Source organism: Buttiauxella sp. WJP83 (genome assembly GCF_027594725.1).
Lineage (GTDB): Bacteria > Pseudomonadota > Gammaproteobacteria > Enterobacterales > Enterobacteriaceae > Buttiauxella > Buttiauxella selenatireducens.
In genome coordinates, this window is sequence record NZ_CP110080.1 from 936,972 (window position 1) to 953,313 (window position 16,342).

At 51.8% G+C, this 16,342-nt stretch carries 17 protein-coding genes; 15 read left to right on the forward strand and 2 right to left on the reverse strand.

Going from position 1 to position 16,342, the window contains the following annotated elements:
- Positions 1–40: 40 nt before the first annotated feature.
- The gene (gene queE, locus OH773_RS04295) at positions 41–712 is read left to right on the forward strand and encodes a 7-carboxy-7-deazaguanine synthase QueE (RefSeq protein ID WP_270143335.1); all 672 of its coding nucleotides are present in this window, start codon (positions 41–43) and stop codon (positions 710–712) included.
- 32 nt (positions 713–744) lie between these two features.
- Here queE and queD read toward each other — a convergent pair whose 3' ends face one another.
- A complete protein-coding gene (queD, locus tag OH773_RS04300) occupies positions 745–1,104 on the reverse strand; it encodes a 6-carboxytetrahydropterin synthase QueD (RefSeq protein WP_183270434.1) in 360 nt (119 codons plus the stop codon).
- Between the two features lie 435 nt (positions 1,105–1,539).
- On the opposite strand from queD, the gene cysJ reads away from it, so the two are divergent.
- From cysJ to cysH, 3 genes are all read left to right on the forward strand, one after another.
- Positions 1,540–3,345 (forward strand): NADPH-dependent assimilatory sulfite reductase flavoprotein subunit, encoded by a 1,806-nt coding sequence (gene cysJ / locus OH773_RS04305; RefSeq protein ID WP_270143337.1) that lies wholly within the window; start codon positions 1,540–1,542, stop codon positions 3,343–3,345.
- Positions 3,345–5,057: an assimilatory sulfite reductase (NADPH) hemoprotein subunit gene (cysI, locus tag OH773_RS04310; RefSeq protein ID WP_270143339.1), complete on the forward strand. Its 1,713-nt coding sequence runs from the start codon at positions 3,345–3,347 to the stop codon at positions 5,055–5,057. The genes cysJ and cysI overlap by 1 nt, the downstream gene beginning before the upstream one ends.
- A gap of 251 nt (positions 5,058–5,308) precedes the next feature.
- Positions 5,309–6,040 carry a phosphoadenosine phosphosulfate reductase gene (gene cysH / locus OH773_RS04315; protein ID WP_270143341.1) on the forward strand — a complete coding sequence of 244 codons (732 nt, stop codon included), beginning with the start codon at positions 5,309–5,311 and terminating at the stop codon, positions 6,038–6,040.
- Positions 6,041–6,077: 37 nt separating this feature from the next.
- On the opposite strand, the gene OH773_RS04320 is transcribed toward cysH, so the two are convergent.
- On the reverse strand, positions 6,078–7,118 hold the full coding sequence (locus OH773_RS04320; RefSeq protein ID WP_270143343.1) for an aminopeptidase: 1,041 nt from the start codon (positions 7,116–7,118) through the stop codon (positions 6,078–6,080).
- A gap of 267 nt (positions 7,119–7,385) precedes the next feature.
- Between OH773_RS04320 and cysD the strand changes: the two genes are divergently transcribed.
- The 11 genes from cysD (at position 7,386) to nlpD (ending at position 16,201) form a co-directional block, all read left to right on the forward strand.
- Positions 7,386–8,294 carry a sulfate adenylyltransferase subunit CysD gene (gene cysD / locus OH773_RS04325; RefSeq protein ID WP_183270429.1) on the forward strand — a complete coding sequence of 303 codons (909 nt, stop codon included), beginning with the start codon at positions 7,386–7,388 and terminating at the stop codon, positions 8,292–8,294.
- An 11-nt stretch (positions 8,295–8,305) separates the two neighbouring features.
- Positions 8,306–9,733 carry a sulfate adenylyltransferase subunit CysN gene (gene cysN, locus OH773_RS04330; protein ID WP_270143346.1) on the forward strand — a complete coding sequence of 476 codons (1,428 nt, stop codon included), beginning with the start codon at positions 8,306–8,308 and terminating at the stop codon, positions 9,731–9,733.
- Entirely contained in the window at positions 9,733–10,338 is a 606-nt protein-coding gene (gene cysC, locus OH773_RS04335) for an adenylyl-sulfate kinase (RefSeq protein WP_270143348.1), read from the forward strand. The genes cysN and cysC overlap by 1 nt, the downstream gene beginning before the upstream one ends.
- 51 nt (positions 10,339–10,389) lie before the next feature.
- Complete coding sequence (locus OH773_RS04340; RefSeq protein ID WP_270143350.1) at positions 10,390–10,713, forward strand: DUF3561 family protein; 324 nt, start codon at positions 10,390–10,392, stop codon at positions 10,711–10,713.
- A gap of 184 nt (positions 10,714–10,897) precedes the next feature.
- Positions 10,898–11,215 (forward strand): cell division protein FtsB, encoded by a 318-nt coding sequence (gene ftsB / locus OH773_RS04345; RefSeq protein WP_183270425.1) that lies wholly within the window; start codon positions 10,898–10,900, stop codon positions 11,213–11,215.
- A 17-nt stretch (positions 11,216–11,232) separates the two neighbouring features.
- A complete protein-coding gene (gene ispD, locus OH773_RS04350) occupies positions 11,233–11,943 on the forward strand; it encodes a 2-C-methyl-D-erythritol 4-phosphate cytidylyltransferase (RefSeq protein WP_270143352.1) in 711 nt (236 codons plus the stop codon).
- A complete protein-coding gene (ispF, locus tag OH773_RS04355) occupies positions 11,943–12,422 on the forward strand; it encodes a 2-C-methyl-D-erythritol 2,4-cyclodiphosphate synthase (protein WP_270143353.1) in 480 nt (159 codons plus the stop codon). The genes ispD and ispF overlap by 1 nt, the downstream gene beginning before the upstream one ends.
- Positions 12,422–13,468, forward strand: a complete 1,047-nt coding sequence (gene truD, locus OH773_RS04360; RefSeq protein ID WP_442865650.1) for a tRNA pseudouridine(13) synthase TruD — start codon at positions 12,422–12,424, stop codon at positions 13,466–13,468. The genes ispF and truD overlap by 1 nt, the downstream gene beginning before the upstream one ends.
- Positions 13,469–13,586: 118 nt before the next feature.
- Positions 13,587–14,348 (forward strand): 5'/3'-nucleotidase SurE, encoded by a 762-nt coding sequence (gene surE / locus OH773_RS04365; RefSeq protein WP_270143354.1) that lies wholly within the window; start codon positions 13,587–13,589, stop codon positions 14,346–14,348.
- The gene (locus tag OH773_RS04370; protein WP_270143355.1) at positions 14,342–14,968 is read left to right on the forward strand and encodes a protein-L-isoaspartate(D-aspartate) O-methyltransferase; all 627 of its coding nucleotides are present in this window, start codon (positions 14,342–14,344) and stop codon (positions 14,966–14,968) included. The genes surE and OH773_RS04370 overlap by 7 nt, the downstream gene beginning before the upstream one ends.
- A gap of 129 nt (positions 14,969–15,097) precedes the next feature.
- Positions 15,098–16,201: a murein hydrolase activator NlpD gene (nlpD, locus tag OH773_RS04375; RefSeq protein ID WP_270143357.1), complete on the forward strand. Its 1,104-nt coding sequence runs from the start codon at positions 15,098–15,100 to the stop codon at positions 16,199–16,201.
- Positions 16,202–16,342: the final 141 nt, after the last annotated feature.

Below are 16,342 nucleotides of genomic sequence, written 5' to 3' on the forward strand. Positions count from 1 at the left end.
CTGCGATAATTACTTTTTAGAACAATTATCAGAGATGACTATGCAGTACCCGATTAACGAGATGTTCCAGACCCTGCAAGGGGAGGGCTATTTTACTGGTGTGCCCGCCATTTTCATTCGCCTGCAAGGCTGCCCAGTGGGCTGCGCGTGGTGCGATACTAAACACACCTGGGATAAACTCGCAGATCGTGAAGTCTCTCTGTTCAGTATTCTCGCCAAAACCAAAGAGAGCGATAAATGGGGTAATGCCAGCGCAGAAGATTTGCTGGCGATATTCCAGCGTCAGGATTACACCGCACGCCACGTGGTCATTACCGGAGGAGAACCGTGTATTCACGACCTCACACCGCTCACCGCGTTGTTTGAGCACCACGGTTATAGCTGCCAGATTGAAACCAGCGGTACGCACGAAGTACGTTGCACCGCAGATACCTGGGTAACTGTTTCCCCAAAAGTGAATATGCGCGGCGGCTACGACGTACTATCTCAAGCCCTGGAACGTGCCGACGAGATTAAGCATCCGGTAGGGCGGCTGCGTGATATTGAAGCGCTCGACGAATTGCTGGCAACGCTTGTGGATGACAAGAAACGGGTGATTGCGCTCCAGCCTATCAGCCAGAAAGAAGACGCGACGCGCCTGTGTATCGAAACCTGTATTGCCCGCAACTGGCGGCTTTCGATGCAGACGCACAAATATTTAAATATCGCTTAAAACGAGAAAGGCACCTTTACGGTGCCTTTCTTTTAACCCTTATACACGCAACCGGCGGTACAGGTTTCTTTCACCATGACTGCACTGAGCAGCGGCACAATCGGTTTCATTTCGTCCCAAATCCATTTCGCCAGTACTTCGCTGGTCGGATTCTCAAGACCTGGAATATCATTCAGATAGTAATGATCCAGTCGGTTATACGTCGGTTTAAACGCGGCTTTCAACTCAGAAAAATCCATAATCCAGCCGGTATACGGATCAACCTCGCCAGTGATTTCCAGACGCACCATAAAGGAATGCCCATGTAAGCGACCGCATTTGTGGCCTTCAGGGACATGTGGCAGGCGGTGAGCGGCTTCGAAGGTAAAATCTTTAAACAGGGTAGTGGACATGATGGAGTCTCTTTCAAAATAACGCGGCATAGTACCGGAAACGACTATACCCGTCATCATTCAAGTCGCAGGGGTGTTGGGTGCACTCACAAACCCCTGTCACTTACTTTAGTAAGCTCTTGGGGATTTGCTCCCTTGCCGCCTACCTGCAACTCGATTGATACAGGGTATGTTTTTACTGTATTTGCTAAAACAGTGAAGGACGAATTCAAATTATGATCTTCGAGAATTTTTATTTTTGTTTTTAATTTTCAATATGTTAGTTAATCGCTTTTGTCGTTATGGATAACCCGTAAAAGTGGTTAGTCGTTTTTGTTATTTGTTATTTCTATCCCTTCTTTAATTGTTATTATCCCGATGGTTAACCTTACCCTATGAATGCTTTTTACCGTTGATGTTTAAAAACGGACCTTTTGCTACTGGAACTCACAACGCATGACAACTCAGGCTCCACCGACCGCATTGCTGCCGCTAACCCCGGAGCAACTGGCACGCCTCCAGGCGGCGACAACAGATTTCTCGCAGACTCAACTGGCCTGGATATCGGGCTATTTCTGGGGAATGATCAATCAACAACCGGGCACTGTTGCTGCGGCAACGCCAACTGCGGCTGAAGTACCGGCTATCACACTGATCTCAGCTTCCCAAACCGGGAACGCACGCCGCGTCAGCGAACAGCTGCGTGATGATCTGCTGGCCGCTAAACTTAACGTCAATCTGGTGAACGCGGGCGACTATAAATTCAAACAAATAGCCCAGGAAAAACTGCTGATTGTCGTGACGTCAACGCAGGGCGAAGGTGAGCCACCAGAAGAAGCGGTTGCGTTGCACAAGTTCCTGTTCTCGAAAAAAGCCCCGAAACTTAACGGTACCGCGTTTGCTGTATTTAGCCTCGGTGATACTTCTTACGAATTCTTCTGCCAGTCCGGAAAAGATTTTGATGCAAAACTCGCGGAACTTGGTGGCGAGCGCCTGCTTGATCGCGTGGATACGGATGTTGAGTTCCAGCCCGCAGCAGCGCAATGGCGTGCAAAAATTGTCGATGTTCTGAAATCTCGTGTACCTGCAGAAACTCCGGCACAAGCAGCCGTAACCGCGACAGGCGTGGTGAACGAAGTTTTCACCAGCCCATACACCAAAGAAGCGCCGCTCATTGCGTCACTGGCGGTGAATCAGAAAATAACGGGCCGTGATTCAGAAAAAGACGTGCGCCATTTCGAAATTGATCTGGGCGATTCCGGTCTGCGTTACCAGCCTGGCGACGCACTGGGCGTCTGGTATCAAAACGATCCTGCACTGGTAAAAGAACTGGTTGAATTACTGTGGCTAAAAGGCGACGAGAGCGTCACGGTCGATGGCAAAACGCTGTCGCTGAGTGAAGCGCTGGAGTGGCACTTTGAGCTGACCATCAACACCGCCAATATCGTAGAGAAATACGCGCAGGTGACGCGCAATGCGGCGCTGCTCGATTTAGTGGGTGATAAAACCAAGCTGCAACACTTTGCGCAAAGCACACCGATTGTCGATATGGTGCGTTACGCTCCGGCAGAATTAACCGCCGAACAGCTGATTGAGTTGCTACGCCCGCTGACGCCACGTCTGTACTCCATCGCGTCTTCACAAGCTGAAGCCGAAAGCGAAGTACACATTACCGTTGGCGTGGTGCGTTATGACATCGAAGGCCGTGCCCGTACCGGTGGTGCGTCCGGCTTCCTGGCCGATCGTCTTACTGAAGACGGCGAAGTGCGCGTGTTCATTGAACACAATGACAACTTCCGCCTGCCAGCAAATCCAGAAACACCCGTGATTATGATTGGCCCAGGTACAGGTATCGCTCCGTTCCGCGCTTTCATGCAGCAGCGTGAAAACGACGGTGCAACGGGTAAAAACTGGCTGTTCTTCGGTAACCCGCACTTTACTGACGACTTCCTCTATCAGGTGGAATGGCAGCGTTACGTCAAAGATGGCCTGCTGACCAACATCGATCTTGCCTGGTCCCGCGACCAGCAACACAAAATATACGTACAAGATAAACTGCGCGAAAAAGGCGCGGAACTGTGGAACTGGATTAAAGAAGGTGCCCACATTTACGTCTGCGGCGATGCGAATCGCATGGCAAAAGACGTTGAGCATGCATTACTGGAAGTGGTAGCCGAGTTTGGTGGTATGGACACTGAAACGGCCGATGAATTTTTAAGTGAGCTGCGCGTTGAGCGCCGTTATCAGCGAGATGTCTACTAATGAGCGAAAAACACCCAGGACCATTAGTGGTCGAAGGCAAGCTGTCTGACGCCGAGCGTCTGAAACGCGAAAGCAATTATCTGCGCGGTACGATTAAAGAAGATTTGCAGGACGGGCTGACTGGCGGCTTCAGAGGCGATAACTTTTTGCTGATCCGCTTTCACGGTATGTATCAGCAAGACGATCGTGATATTCGTGCTGAACGTGCTGAACAGAAACTCGAACCGCGCCACGCCATGATGCTGCGCTGCCGTCTGCCGGGTGGGATCATCACCACTGAGCAATGGCGTGCGATTGATAAATTTGCCGAAGACAAAACCATTTACGGCAGTATTCGTCTGACTAACCGCCAGACTTTCCAGTTCCACGGCATTCTGAAAAAGAACGTGAAACCGGCTCACGAAATGCTGCACGAAGTCGGGCTGGATGCGCTGGCCACCGCCAATGACGTTAACCGCAACGTATTGTGTACGTCGAACCCGGTGGAGTCTGAACTGCACCAGGAAGCGTACGAGTGGGCGAAAAAGCTATCCGAACACCTGCTGCCACGCACCCGTGCTTACGCTGAAATTTGGTGGGATCAAGAGAAAGTCGCCACCACCGATGAAGAGCCGATCCTCGGTGAAACCTACTTGCCGCGTAAGTTTAAAACTACCGTTGTGGTGCCGCCGCAAAATGACGTCGATCTTCATGCCAATGACATGAATTTCATCGCGATCGCCAAAGACGGCAAGCTGGTGGGCTTTAACCTGCTGGTGGGCGGTGGTTTGTCTATTGAACACGGTAACAAAGCGACGTATGCACGCACCGCGAGCGAGTTTGGTTACATTCCGCTGGAACACACGCTGGCGGTCGCGGAAGCCGTTGTCACCACGCAACGCGACTGGGGCAACCGTACCGACCGTAAGAATGCAAAAACTAAATACACCCTTGAGCGCGTTGGCGTTGACGTGTTCAAAGCTGAAGTTGAGCGTCGTGCGGGTATCACCTTTGAGGCGACTCGACCGTATGAATTTACCGGACGTGGCGATCGCATTGGTTGGGTGAAAGGAATTGATGATAAATGGCACCTGACGCTGTTTATCGAGAATGGCCGTATTCTGGATTATCCGGATCGTCCGCTGAAAACCGGGCTGATGGAGATCGCGAAGATCCACAAAGGTGATTTCCGCCTTACCGCGAACCAGAACCTGATCGTCGCAGGGGTTCCTGCTTCTGAGAAAGCGGCGATTGAGAAAATTGCTAAAGAAAGCGGCTTGATGAATGCGGTGAAGCCACAACGTGAAAACTCGATGGCCTGTGTCGCCTTCCCGACTTGCCCACTGGCGATGGCGGAAGCTGAGCGTTTCCTGCCGCAGTTTGTGACTAAAGTTGAAGAAGTGCTGGAAAAACACCACGTGCCAGATGAACACATTGTGACGCGTGTAACTGGCTGCCCGAACGGCTGTGGACGCGCGATGCTGGCAGAAATCGGCTTGGTGGGTAAAGCGCCTGGGCGCTACAACCTGCATATCGGGGGCAACCGAATCGGCACACGTATTCCGCGTATGTACCGCGAAAATATTACTGAACCCGAGATTTTGGCATCGATTGATGAACTGGTTGGGCGCTGGTCGAAAGAGCGTGAAACGGATGAAGGCTTTGGTGATTTCACCATCCGTGCCGGGATTATTCGTCCGGTGCTCGATCCCGCTCGGGATTTGTGGGACTAATTTTCCCCTTCGCCCTCACCCTAACCCTCTCCCCCAGGAGAGGGGACCGTCCGGTTTTCTCCCTCCCCCAGGAGAGGGGAGCGTTCGGTTTTCTCCCTCCCCAGGAGAGGGGAGCGTTCGGTTTTCTCCCCCCCCTGGAGAGGGGAGCGTTCGGTTTTCTCCCTCCCCGTGGAGAGGGGAGTGTTCGGTTTTCTCCCTCTCCCTGAGGGAGAGGGCCGGGGTGAGGGTCAATATTAACAAGCGAGGCACGTATGTCGGTACTCGATTTAAAAGCGCTGAACGAATTGCCCAAAGTCGAACGCGTGATGGCGTTGGCCGAGGCCAACACTCAGCTTGAAAAACTCACCGCCGAACAGCGCGTAAGCTGGGCGCTGGAAAACTTGCCGGGCGAGTTTGTGCTGTCCTCAAGCTTTGGCATTCAGGCGGCGGTGAGCCTGCATTTAGTCACCCGCCAGTTTCCGGATATTCCGGTGATCCTGACTGACACCGGTTATCTGTTCCCGGAAACCTACCAGTTTATTGATGAACTGACCGACAAGCTGAAGCTGAACCTGAAAGTATTCAGTGCGAAGGAAAGTGCGGCCTGGCAGGAAGCTCGCTACGGAAAATTGTGGGAGCAAGGTGTTGAAGGCATTGAAAAATACAATGACATCAACAAAGTTGAGCCGATGAACCGGGCACTGCGTGAATTGAACGGGCAAACCTGGTTTGCGGGTTTGCGCCGTGAACAATCCGGTAGCCGGGCGAATTTACCGGTGCTGGCGATCCAACGTGAAGTGTTTAAAATCCTGCCGATCATCGACTGGGACAACCGGCAGGTTTATCAGTACCTGACCGCCAACGGGCTGAAATACCATCCTCTGTGGGATCAGGGTTACCTTTCCGTTGGCGACACCCACACCACACGTAAGTGGGAAGAAGGCATGGCGGAAGAAGAAACGCGCTTCTTTGGGTTGAAGCGCGAGTGTGGGCTGCACGAGTAATTTAATGCGATTCCCCTGACTGCGGGAATCGCCCCCTTTATTTCCCCGCTTTCGCCAACTCTTTCACCAATGGCAGCATCACGCGAACGACATCATGACTGCGTTTCTCGATGCGATGCGGCAGCCATTTATCCAGATATTGCTGGTTATCAATCAAGGCATTATGCCAACTGGTTCCATCAGGGAACGCTTTGCTTTTTGCCCGTTGCTGATAGCCATCTTTCTTACCAAGTGACCAGTTGGTAGCTTCCACCGATAGCACCGGGATCCCGGCTTTATCAAACACGTCTGCATCACTACAGCAGCCTGTACCTTTTGGATATTTGGCATTAGCGCCTGGATTGGTCGTCGCCTGAATATGCAGCTGGCGCGCCAGCGTTAATGCGCGGTCACGCGTGAGTTTACTGACGGCCGTTGGCGTCGATTTACCGCTATTGAAATAGAGTTTGTCGCCAACAATCAGATTATCGAGATTAATCACCAGCAGCGTATTTTTCTTCTCGCTGGCCGTCATGCGTTTCAGGACATCTTCCGCACCCAAGGTGCCAATTTCTTCACCGCTGGTAGCGATAAAACGGATGCCATAACGTGTCGGGATATCTTTCAGGCGGGTGGCGAGTTCCAGCATCACGCCAAGGCCTGAAGCATTGTCATCCACACCCTGTAGCGTCAAACCCCCCAGGTTGTTATTCACATCGTTATCGTTGAGCGGCGAATACGTATCGAGATGCGCCATGATAATAATTTGCTGTGGTTTAGTACCTTCCCGTGCAGCAATCACCGAGCTTGCGCTGACGTTATGCCAGCTCTGATGACCATCTTTTGTGGTGTACAGATAACGGGTGTTAAAGCGGCGAATATCACTTTGGTAGCCAAGTTGGCTAAATTGCTGATTGAGGTAATCCGCGGCCATCATTTCCGCAGGGCTGCCTGTCATTCTCCCTGGAAACATCGTGGCGATATGGCGCGTTTGTTGTCCGGCGATTTCACCTGGTGGCGAAGTGTTTGCAAATGCCGGTGAGGTACAGCAAATCCCTAACGCCAGGCTGGTAAGCGTTTGGCGCAATGCGGAAAACATAGTGGGTCCTTTTTAAATGGGAAATTTTTTGCCCGTATAGTATGAAACTGTGATGGACGTTACACAATTTCAAATCCTCTGAAACCCACGCTATCACGTTGGTTAAGCACATTTTGTAATTTACTTTCCCGCAACGTTATTCCTTTGTGGAACAACTCATTCCAATTCGTAATTTCATAACAAATAAACCACCGCCGTATAGTCTCCCCATGAATATTTAAACGGCGGGCCATGACCCACCGTACTAACCTCGGTTAAGGGATGGTTATGGACCAAAAACGACTCACACACTTACGGCAGTTGGAGGCAGAAAGCATCCATATCATCCGTGAGGTTGCCGCCGAATTTTCCAATCCGGTTATGATGTATTCCATCGGTAAAGACTCATCGGTGATGTTGCACCTGGCCCGTAAAGCCTTCTATCCAGGCACACTTCCGTTCCCTCTGCTGCATGTTGATACCGGCTGGAAATTCCGCGAAATGTACGATTTCCGTGACCGTACAGCGAAGAATTACGGCTTTGAATTGTTGGTTCATAAGAACCCTGAAGGCGTGGCGATGGGAATTAACCCATTTGTACACGGTAGCGCCAAACATACTGACATCATGAAAACCGAAGGGCTGAAACAGGCGCTGAGCAAGTACGGTTTTGACGCCGCATTTGGTGGCGCACGTCGGGATGAAGAAAAATCACGCGCCAAAGAACGTATCTATTCGTTCCGTGACCGTTTCCATCGCTGGGACCCAAAAAACCAGCGTCCTGAGCTGTGGCACAACTACAACGGCCAGATTAATAAAGGTGAAAGCATTCGCGTGTTCCCGCTTTCAAACTGGACCGAGCTGGATATTTGGCAATACATTTTCCTGGAAAATATCGACATCGTGCCGTTATATCTGGCCGCGCCGCGTCCGGTGCTGGAGCGCGATGGCATGTTATTGATGGTGGATGATGACCGTATCGATTTGCAGCCGGGTGAAGTGATTGAGCAGAAAATGGTGCGTTTCCGTACCCTGGGCTGCTGGCCGCTGACCGGTGCCGTGGAATCCGAAGCGCAAACGCTGCCGGAAATCATAGAAGAGATGCTGGTTTCGACCACCAGTGAACGTCAAGGGCGGGCAATTGACCGCGACCAGGCTGGCTCCATGGAGCTTAAAAAACGCCAGGGTTATTTCTAAGGAGCCGCCAGATGAACACCACTATTGCCCAACAAATTGCTGATGAAGGCGGCGTTGAAGCCTATCTGCACGCCCAGCAAAACAAGAGCCTGCTGCGCTTTTTGACCTGCGGCAGCGTCGATGACGGCAAAAGCACGCTGATTGGCCGTCTGCTGCATGACACGCGCCAAATTTATGAAGATCAGCTTTCATCGCTGCATACCGACAGCAAACGTCACGGTACGCAGGGTGAAAAACTGGATTTGGCTTTGCTGGTGGACGGCTTGCAAGCCGAGCGTGAACAGGGCATCACGATTGATGTGGCTTACCGCTATTTCTCTACCGAAAAACGCAAATTCATTATTGCTGATACACCGGGACATGAGCAGTACACCCGAAACATGGCCACAGGCGCATCAACCTGCGATCTGGCGATCTTACTGATCGATGCGCGCAAAAGTGTGCTGGATCAAACGCGTCGACACAGTTTTATCTCCACGCTGTTGGGGATCAAACATTTGGTGGTTGCGGTCAACAAAATGGATCTGGTGGGCTACAGCGAAGAGAGATTTGAGCAGATCAAACAAGACTACCTGACCTTTGCCGAGCAACTGCCTGCTGATCTGGATATTCGCTTTGTGCCGCTGTCGGCGCTTGAAGGCGATAACGTGGCGACCCAAAGCAGCAGTATGCCCTGGTACAGCGGCCCAACGTTGCTGGAGCTTCTGGAAACGGTTGAAGTGAAGCGTGTGGTTGAACAGCAGCCGATGCGTTTCCCTGTACAGTATGTGAATCGCCCGAATCTGGATTTCCGGGGTTATGCGGGAACGCTGGCATCCGGCCTGGTGACCGTCGGGCAACGCGTTAAAGTTCTGCCGTCGGGCGTCGAATCAGCCATTGCGAGAATTGTGACTTTTGATGGAGATTTGCAACAAGCCGCTGCGGGCGAAGCCATCACTTTAGTATTGAAAGATGAAATCGACATCAGTCGGGGTGATTTGCTGGTCGATGCCAGCGATGTGCAGCCCGCGGTACAAACGGCGAAAGTTGACGTGGTGTGGATGGCGGAACAAGCGCTGGTGCCGGGCCAAAGCTATGACATTAAAGTCGCAGGCAAGAAGACCCGTGCGCGTGTCGACAACATTCATTATCAGGTTGAAATTAATAGCCTGACGCAGCGCGTCGTCGAGAGCTTGCCGCTGAACGGTATCGGCCTCGTCGATCTCACTTTCGACGAACCTCTGGTACTGGATAAATACCAGGACAATCCAGTTACCGGTGGGCTGATTTTCATCGACCGCCTGACCAACGTGACGGTTGGTGCCGGTATGGTGCGCGAACCTCAGCAAGAGGTTTATCAAGAGCCGTCTGCCTTCAGCGCTTTTGAACTTGAACTCAATGCCCTGGTGCGTCGTCATTTCCCTCACTGGGGCGCGCGTGATTTGCTGGGAGGCAAATAATGGCTGAGCACGACGACAACGTCGTCTGGCATCCGCATCCGGTCACGGTGGAGCAACGTGAAAAGCTTCACCAGCATCGCGGCGTTGTGCTGTGGTTTACCGGGCTTTCGGGCTCGGGAAAATCCACCGTCGCGGGTGCTCTGGAAGAAGCGTTACACTCGCTTGGTGTGAGCACCTACTTACTTGATGGCGACAATGTGCGTCACGGTTTGTGTAGTGACCTTGGTTTTAGCGATGCCGATCGTAAAGAAAATATCCGTCGCGTCGGCGAAGTTGGCAACCTGATGGTGGATGCGGGATTGGTGGTACTGACCGCATTTATCTCGCCCCATCGCGCAGAGCGGCAGATGGTTCGTGACCGTGTGGGTGAAGGGCGGTTTATCGAAGTATTTGTTGATACACCACTTTCTATCTGCGAAGCGCGTGACCCAAAAGGTTTGTACAAAAAAGCCCGTGCCGGAGAGCTACGAAATTTCACCGGAATTGACTCGGTTTATGAAGTGCCAGAACGCCCGGAAATACACTTAGACGGCGAACAATTGGTAACAAATTTGATTGCCCAATTATTAGACCTGTTGCGTCGTGACGTTATTATCAAAACCTAAGACATTGCCAGGCGCCTCATGTGCCTGGCTTGCAGGGTTTACGGATTCGTTATGCGCAATGGCACCAACCTGGTTATTACATCGGCTGAAACTAGCCCCAGTACCGAAGAGACGACCTGGTCATTGACTGGGGCATTTATCGGTTTTCTGGCGTGGCTACTTGCGCTGGGTATTCCCTTCCTGATTTATGGCCCAAATACTCTCTTTTTCTTCCTGTATACGTGGCCATTCTTCCTGGCACTCTTACCCGTCGCTGTCATTGTGGGGATTGCTTTACATTCTCTGTTGCGTGGACGTTTGCTTATCAGCTGCATTGTGACCGTGTTAGCGGTGGGGCTGATGTTTGGCCTGCTTTTCCTGTGGCTGATGGGCTAACTTCTAAATAATCATCAAACCGTAACAGACTATTTATGACCGCAAGGCCGCTAACTCACCTGCAAACGCGCATGTCGTCGCAATCTGTGATAAATTCTGCCGCAAATATGAAGGCTCGCTTTGTACCCAAAGCGGAGCCCGCTAAAATTTTGTGCGATGATTGTGCCGTTTTTCAGGGGGCAGGATGGGTAAACTAACGCTACTATTGCTGGCCTTGTTGGTCTGGCTGCAGTATTCGCTGTGGTTTGGAAAAAACGGTGTGCATGACTGGACGCGAGTGAATGACGACGTTGCTGCACAGCAGGCGACGAATGCCAAACTCAAAGCGCGTAACGATCAGCTGTTTGCCGAAATTGACGATCTTAATGGCGGCCAGGAAGCTATTGAAGAGCGCGCACGTAATGAATTAAGCATGACTAAACCGGGTGAAACCTTCTACCGCCTGGTTCCCGATAGCTCTAAGCGCCTGGGCAATAATGCAGGGCAGAACAATCGACAATAACGCGTAAGTGAATCTACATGGCAGACTCCTCCCCGGACGTAATTGCCGTGGTGCCGGCAGCAGGTATCGGCAGCCGCATGCAAACGGAATGTCCTAAGCAATATCTAAAAATCGGCGATAAAACACTTCTTGAACACGCGGTGGCAAGTCTGATGGCTCATCCACGCGTGGCTCATGTCGTCATTGCTATTAGCCCTACTGATAGCTGGTTTGCCTCATTGCCTCTTGCTTCAAACCCCAATGTAACGGTTATCCAGGGCGGCGCGCAGCGTGCCGATTCGGTACTCGCTGGGTTAAATGTGGTACATAACGCGCAGTGGGTTTTGGTGCACGACGCGGCACGTCCCTGTTTGCATCTGGATGACTTGACGCGTTTGTTGGCAATTACCCAGACCAGCAAAATAGGCGGCATTCTGGCCGCTCCCGTGCGTGACACCATGAAGCGTGGCGAGCCGGGTAAAAGCCTGATTGCCCACACGGTCGACAGAGAAGATCTTTGGCATGCATTAACCCCTCAGCTATTCCCTCTGGAACTACTGCGCAGTTGTTTGCAACGCGCGCTCGATGAAGATGCCTCAATTACTGATGAAGCCTCGGCCCTTGAATATTGTGGCTTCCATCCCGAATTAATTAGCGCCCGCGCCGATAATATAAAAGTGACTCGCCCTGAAGACCTGGCGTTGGCGGAGTTTTACCTCACGCGGTTAACCCAAACGGAGAAAAAGTAATGCGTATTGGACATGGTTTTGATGTACACGCCTTTGGTGGCGAAGGCCCAATTATCATTGGCGGTGTGCGCGTACCGTTCGAACAAGGCCTGCTCGCTCACTCTGATGGCGATGTCGCTTTGCACGCATTAACTGATGCTCTGCTGGGTGCTGCCGCACTCGGGGATATTGGTAAATTATTCCCGGATACCGACCCCGCATTTAAAGGCGCAGACAGCCGCGAATTGCTGCGTGAAGCCTGGCGTCGTATCCAGGCGAAAGGTTATACGCTGGGTAACGTCGATGTGACTATCATTGCGCAGGCTCCGAAAATGGCTCCGCACATCCCGCAGATGCGCGTGTTTATTGCCGAAGATCTGGGCTGCCATATGGATGATGTGAACGTTAAAGCGACCACGACAGAAAAGCTTGGCTTTACGGGGCGTGGTGAAGGTATCGCTTGCGAAGCGGTCGCGCTGTTACATAAGGCACCTAAATAATGGACATGCATAATCTGACCTGGCTGCATGGTAAGCCGCAGGGCACAGGTTTAATCAAAGCCAATCCAGAAGACTTCGTGGTCATTGAAGACCTGGGTTTTGGGCCGGATGGTGAAGGCGAACATTTGCTGTTGCGCATCCTGAAAAATGGCTGCAACACCCGCTTTGTGGCCGACGCACTGGCTAAGTTTTTGAAAGTGCATGCCCGCGAAGTCAGCTTTGCCGGTCAGAAAGACAAGCATGCGGTGACTGAACAGTGGTTTTGCGTGCGTCTTCCGGGCAAAGAAATGCCGGATATGAGTGCGTTTCAACTTGAAGGCTGCCAGATTCTGGAATACGCGCGCCATAAACGTAAATTGCGTTTGGGTGCGCTGAAGGGAAACAGTTTCACGCTGGTGCTGCGCGATGTCAGCGACCGTGCTGAGATGGAACAACGGCTTAATGCCATTCTTCATCATGGTGTGCCGAATTACTTTGGCAGCCAACGTTTCGGGTTGGGCGGCAATAACCTGCATCAGGCCGTGCGTTGGGCGCAAAGCAATGCACCCATTCGTGACCGCAATAAGCGTAGCTTTTATCTTTCAGCAGCACGTAGCGCGATGTTTAACCAGGTCGTGAGCGAGCGACTGAAGAAGCCGGAGTTTAACCAGGTTATCGAGGGTGATGCATTACAGTTAGCCGGGCGGGGCAGTTGGTTTGTTGCAACGCTAGAAGAGCTACCTGGTCTGCAAAAGCGTGTTGATGACGGTGAGCTATTGATTACTGCGCCACTCCCCGGTGATGGCCCTTGGGGCACGCAAAATGCGGCTCTGGAGTTTGAACAGCAATGCGTTGCCGGGCAAACCGATTTGCAGTCACTGTTGGTGCGCGAGCGAGTCGAAGCGGCGCGTCGAGCCATGTTGCTGATGCCTAAAGACCTCACCTGGAACTGGTGGGACGACATCACTGTTGAGCTGACTTTCTGGCTGCCTGCTGGGAGTTTTGCGACAAGTGTGGTGCGCGAATTGATGAACGCACCGGGCAATTACGCCGATATTGCAGACTAACTGCGGTCTGGACATGCTGTTGTGGTGGATGTTACAAAAACTGCAACAATTTCATGACAGCTGCACTAAAATCAGCACAATGGAATAAAACAACAAAAAGAAGCTTAGTAAATCCAATATGAGAATACTTTTGAGTAACGATGACGGTGTCAATGCGCCAGGCATTCAGGTGCTGGCTGCTCGACTTAGGGAATTTGCTGATGTGCAGGTGGTTGCCCCTGACCGTAATCGCAGTGGGGCATCAAACTCACTGACGCTCGAATCTTCATTGCGTACTTTCACGCTTCCAAACGGCGATATTTCCGTACAAATGGGCACGCCAACGGATTGTGTCTATCTTGGTGTTAACGCACTGATGCGCCCAGCCCCGGATGTTGTGGTTTCTGGTATTAATGCCGGTCCGAACTTGGGCGATGATGTCATCTATTCCGGCACCGTTGCTGCAGCGATGGAAGGGCGGCACTTAGGCATTCCGGCACTGGCTGTTTCGTTAAACGGCTACGAACATTACGAAACCGCGGCCGCAGTGACCTGTTCGATTTTGCGCGCTTTATTGCGTGAACCGCTACGCACCGGGCGTATCTTAAATATTAACGTACCGGATTTGCCGCTTGAGCAAATCAAGGGCATTCGTGTTACGCGCTGCGGTAGCCGCCATCCGTCAGACAAAGTTATTCCACAAGAAGATCCACGCGGGAATACGCTGTACTGGATTGGGCCGCCAGGCGACAAATTTGATGCAGGCCCTGATACCGATTTTGCGGCCGTCGATGAAGGCTATGTTTCGGTAACACCATTGCATGTTGACCTTACTGCTCACAGCGCGCGTGAGGTGGTCAGTCACTGGTTGAGCAAATCAGGAGTGGATGAGCAATGGTAAGCAAACGCGTAGAAGCCCTTATCACACAACTGCGCGCTCAAGGCATCAAGGACGAGAAGGTTCTTGATGCGATTGCGCAGGTGCCACGGGAAAAATTTGTCGATGAGGCGTTTGAGCACAAAGCCTGGGAAAACACAGCATTGCCCATTGGCTCAGGCCAAACTATCTCGCAACCTTATATGGTCGCAAGAATGACCGAGTTGCTTGAGTTGACGCCCGAATCTCGCGTGTTGGAAATCGGCACCGGCTCGGGTTATCAAACCGCCATCCTGGCGCATTTGGTACATCATGTTTGTTCAGTTGAACGCATCAAAGGCCTGCAATGGCACGCAAGGCGACGTTTAAAACAGCTCGATCTGCACAATATATCAACCCGTCATGGTGATGGTTGGCAGGGCTGGCATGCGCGCAGTCCATTTGACGCTATTATTGTTACGGCAGCACCACCGGAGATCCCCAGCGCATTATTGTCGCAGCTGGACGAAGGTGGAATTTTAGTCCTCCCGGTTGGCGAAGATCGGCAGTATCTGAAGCGCGTTCGTCGACTGAGTGGGGAATTTGTCATTGATACGGTAGAAGCCGTTCGTTTTGTACCCTTAGTTAAGGGTGAATTGGCATAACCTGGAACTATCTTGTTTTTTTCTAAGAGTTTTGGCGTAACGTTACGCGCAACGAGATTTTGACATCTGGCCGTAAGCGCCAGTTCTGCCGTATTTTCATAAGCATATGATTGTTTTTTTGGGGGATAAATGAGCGCGGGAAGCCCAACTTTTACTTTACGCCGTATAGCAGCTTTGTCGCTGGTGAGCCTGTGGTTAGCGGGATGTACCAGCAATAACACCCAGGCGCCTATCAGTTCGGTGGGCGGTAACGGCAATGCCAACAGCAATTCTTCCGGTGGCATGTTGGTGACTCCACCACCGAAAATGTCCACCCAAAACCAGACTCCACAAATTCAGCCAGTGCAAACGCAGCCGGTCGTTTCCGAACCGGTACAGACTGAAAATGGGCGCATTGTTTATAACCGCAAATATGGCGCTATTCCGAAAGGTAGCTATACCGGCGGAAGCACTTACATCGTTAAACGCGGCGATACTCTTTTCTATATTGCGTGGATCACCGGAAACGATTTCCGTGACTTAGCCCAGCGCAACAATATCCCCGAGCCGTATGGCTTGAACGTGGGTCAAACCCTGCAAATTGGTAATGCTTCAGGCGCGCCAATTACGGGTGGAAATGCTGTGACAGCGGCTGATGCGAGTGCGCAAGGCGTGACGCCTACCGCTGCGCAAAAAACCGCCGTAGTGGTTGCTTCTAAACCAGTAATTACGTATTCTGAGGATTCAGGTGAACAGAGTGCTAACAAAATGTTGCCGAATAATAAAGGGACTGCGACAACCGTCACAGCACCGGTTACGGCACCTGTGGTTAGCTCTACGACTACTGTACCCACTGCCAGCAGCACGTCCGATAGCGCGCCAATTTCGACCTGGCGCTGGCCGACTGAAGGCAAGGTTATTGAGAACTTCTCTGCTACTGAAGGTGGCAATAAAGGGATCGATATCGCAGGCAGCAAAGGCCAGGCTGTTGTTGCTACCGCCTCTGGGCGAGTGGTGTATGCCGGTAACGCGCTGCGAGGTTACGGTAATCTAATCATCATCAAACATAATGATGATTACCTGAGTGCCTACGCCCATAACGATACAATGCTGGTCCGGGAACAAGAAGAAATCAAGGCGGGGCAGAAGATAGCTACCATGGGTAGCACCGGAACCAGTTCAACACGTTTGCATTTTGAAATTCGTTACAAGGGGAAATCCGTCAACCCGCTGCGTTACTTACCGCAGCGATAAGCCGGCAAAGTACGCTAGCGCGAAATCATTCTCGCGGTATCAAGGCGGCAACTGAGTGAATCCCCAGGAGCTTACATCAGTAAGTGACTGGGGTGAACGAAGGAAGCCAACGCCGAGACCACGAGAAAGATGAAGCGAAAG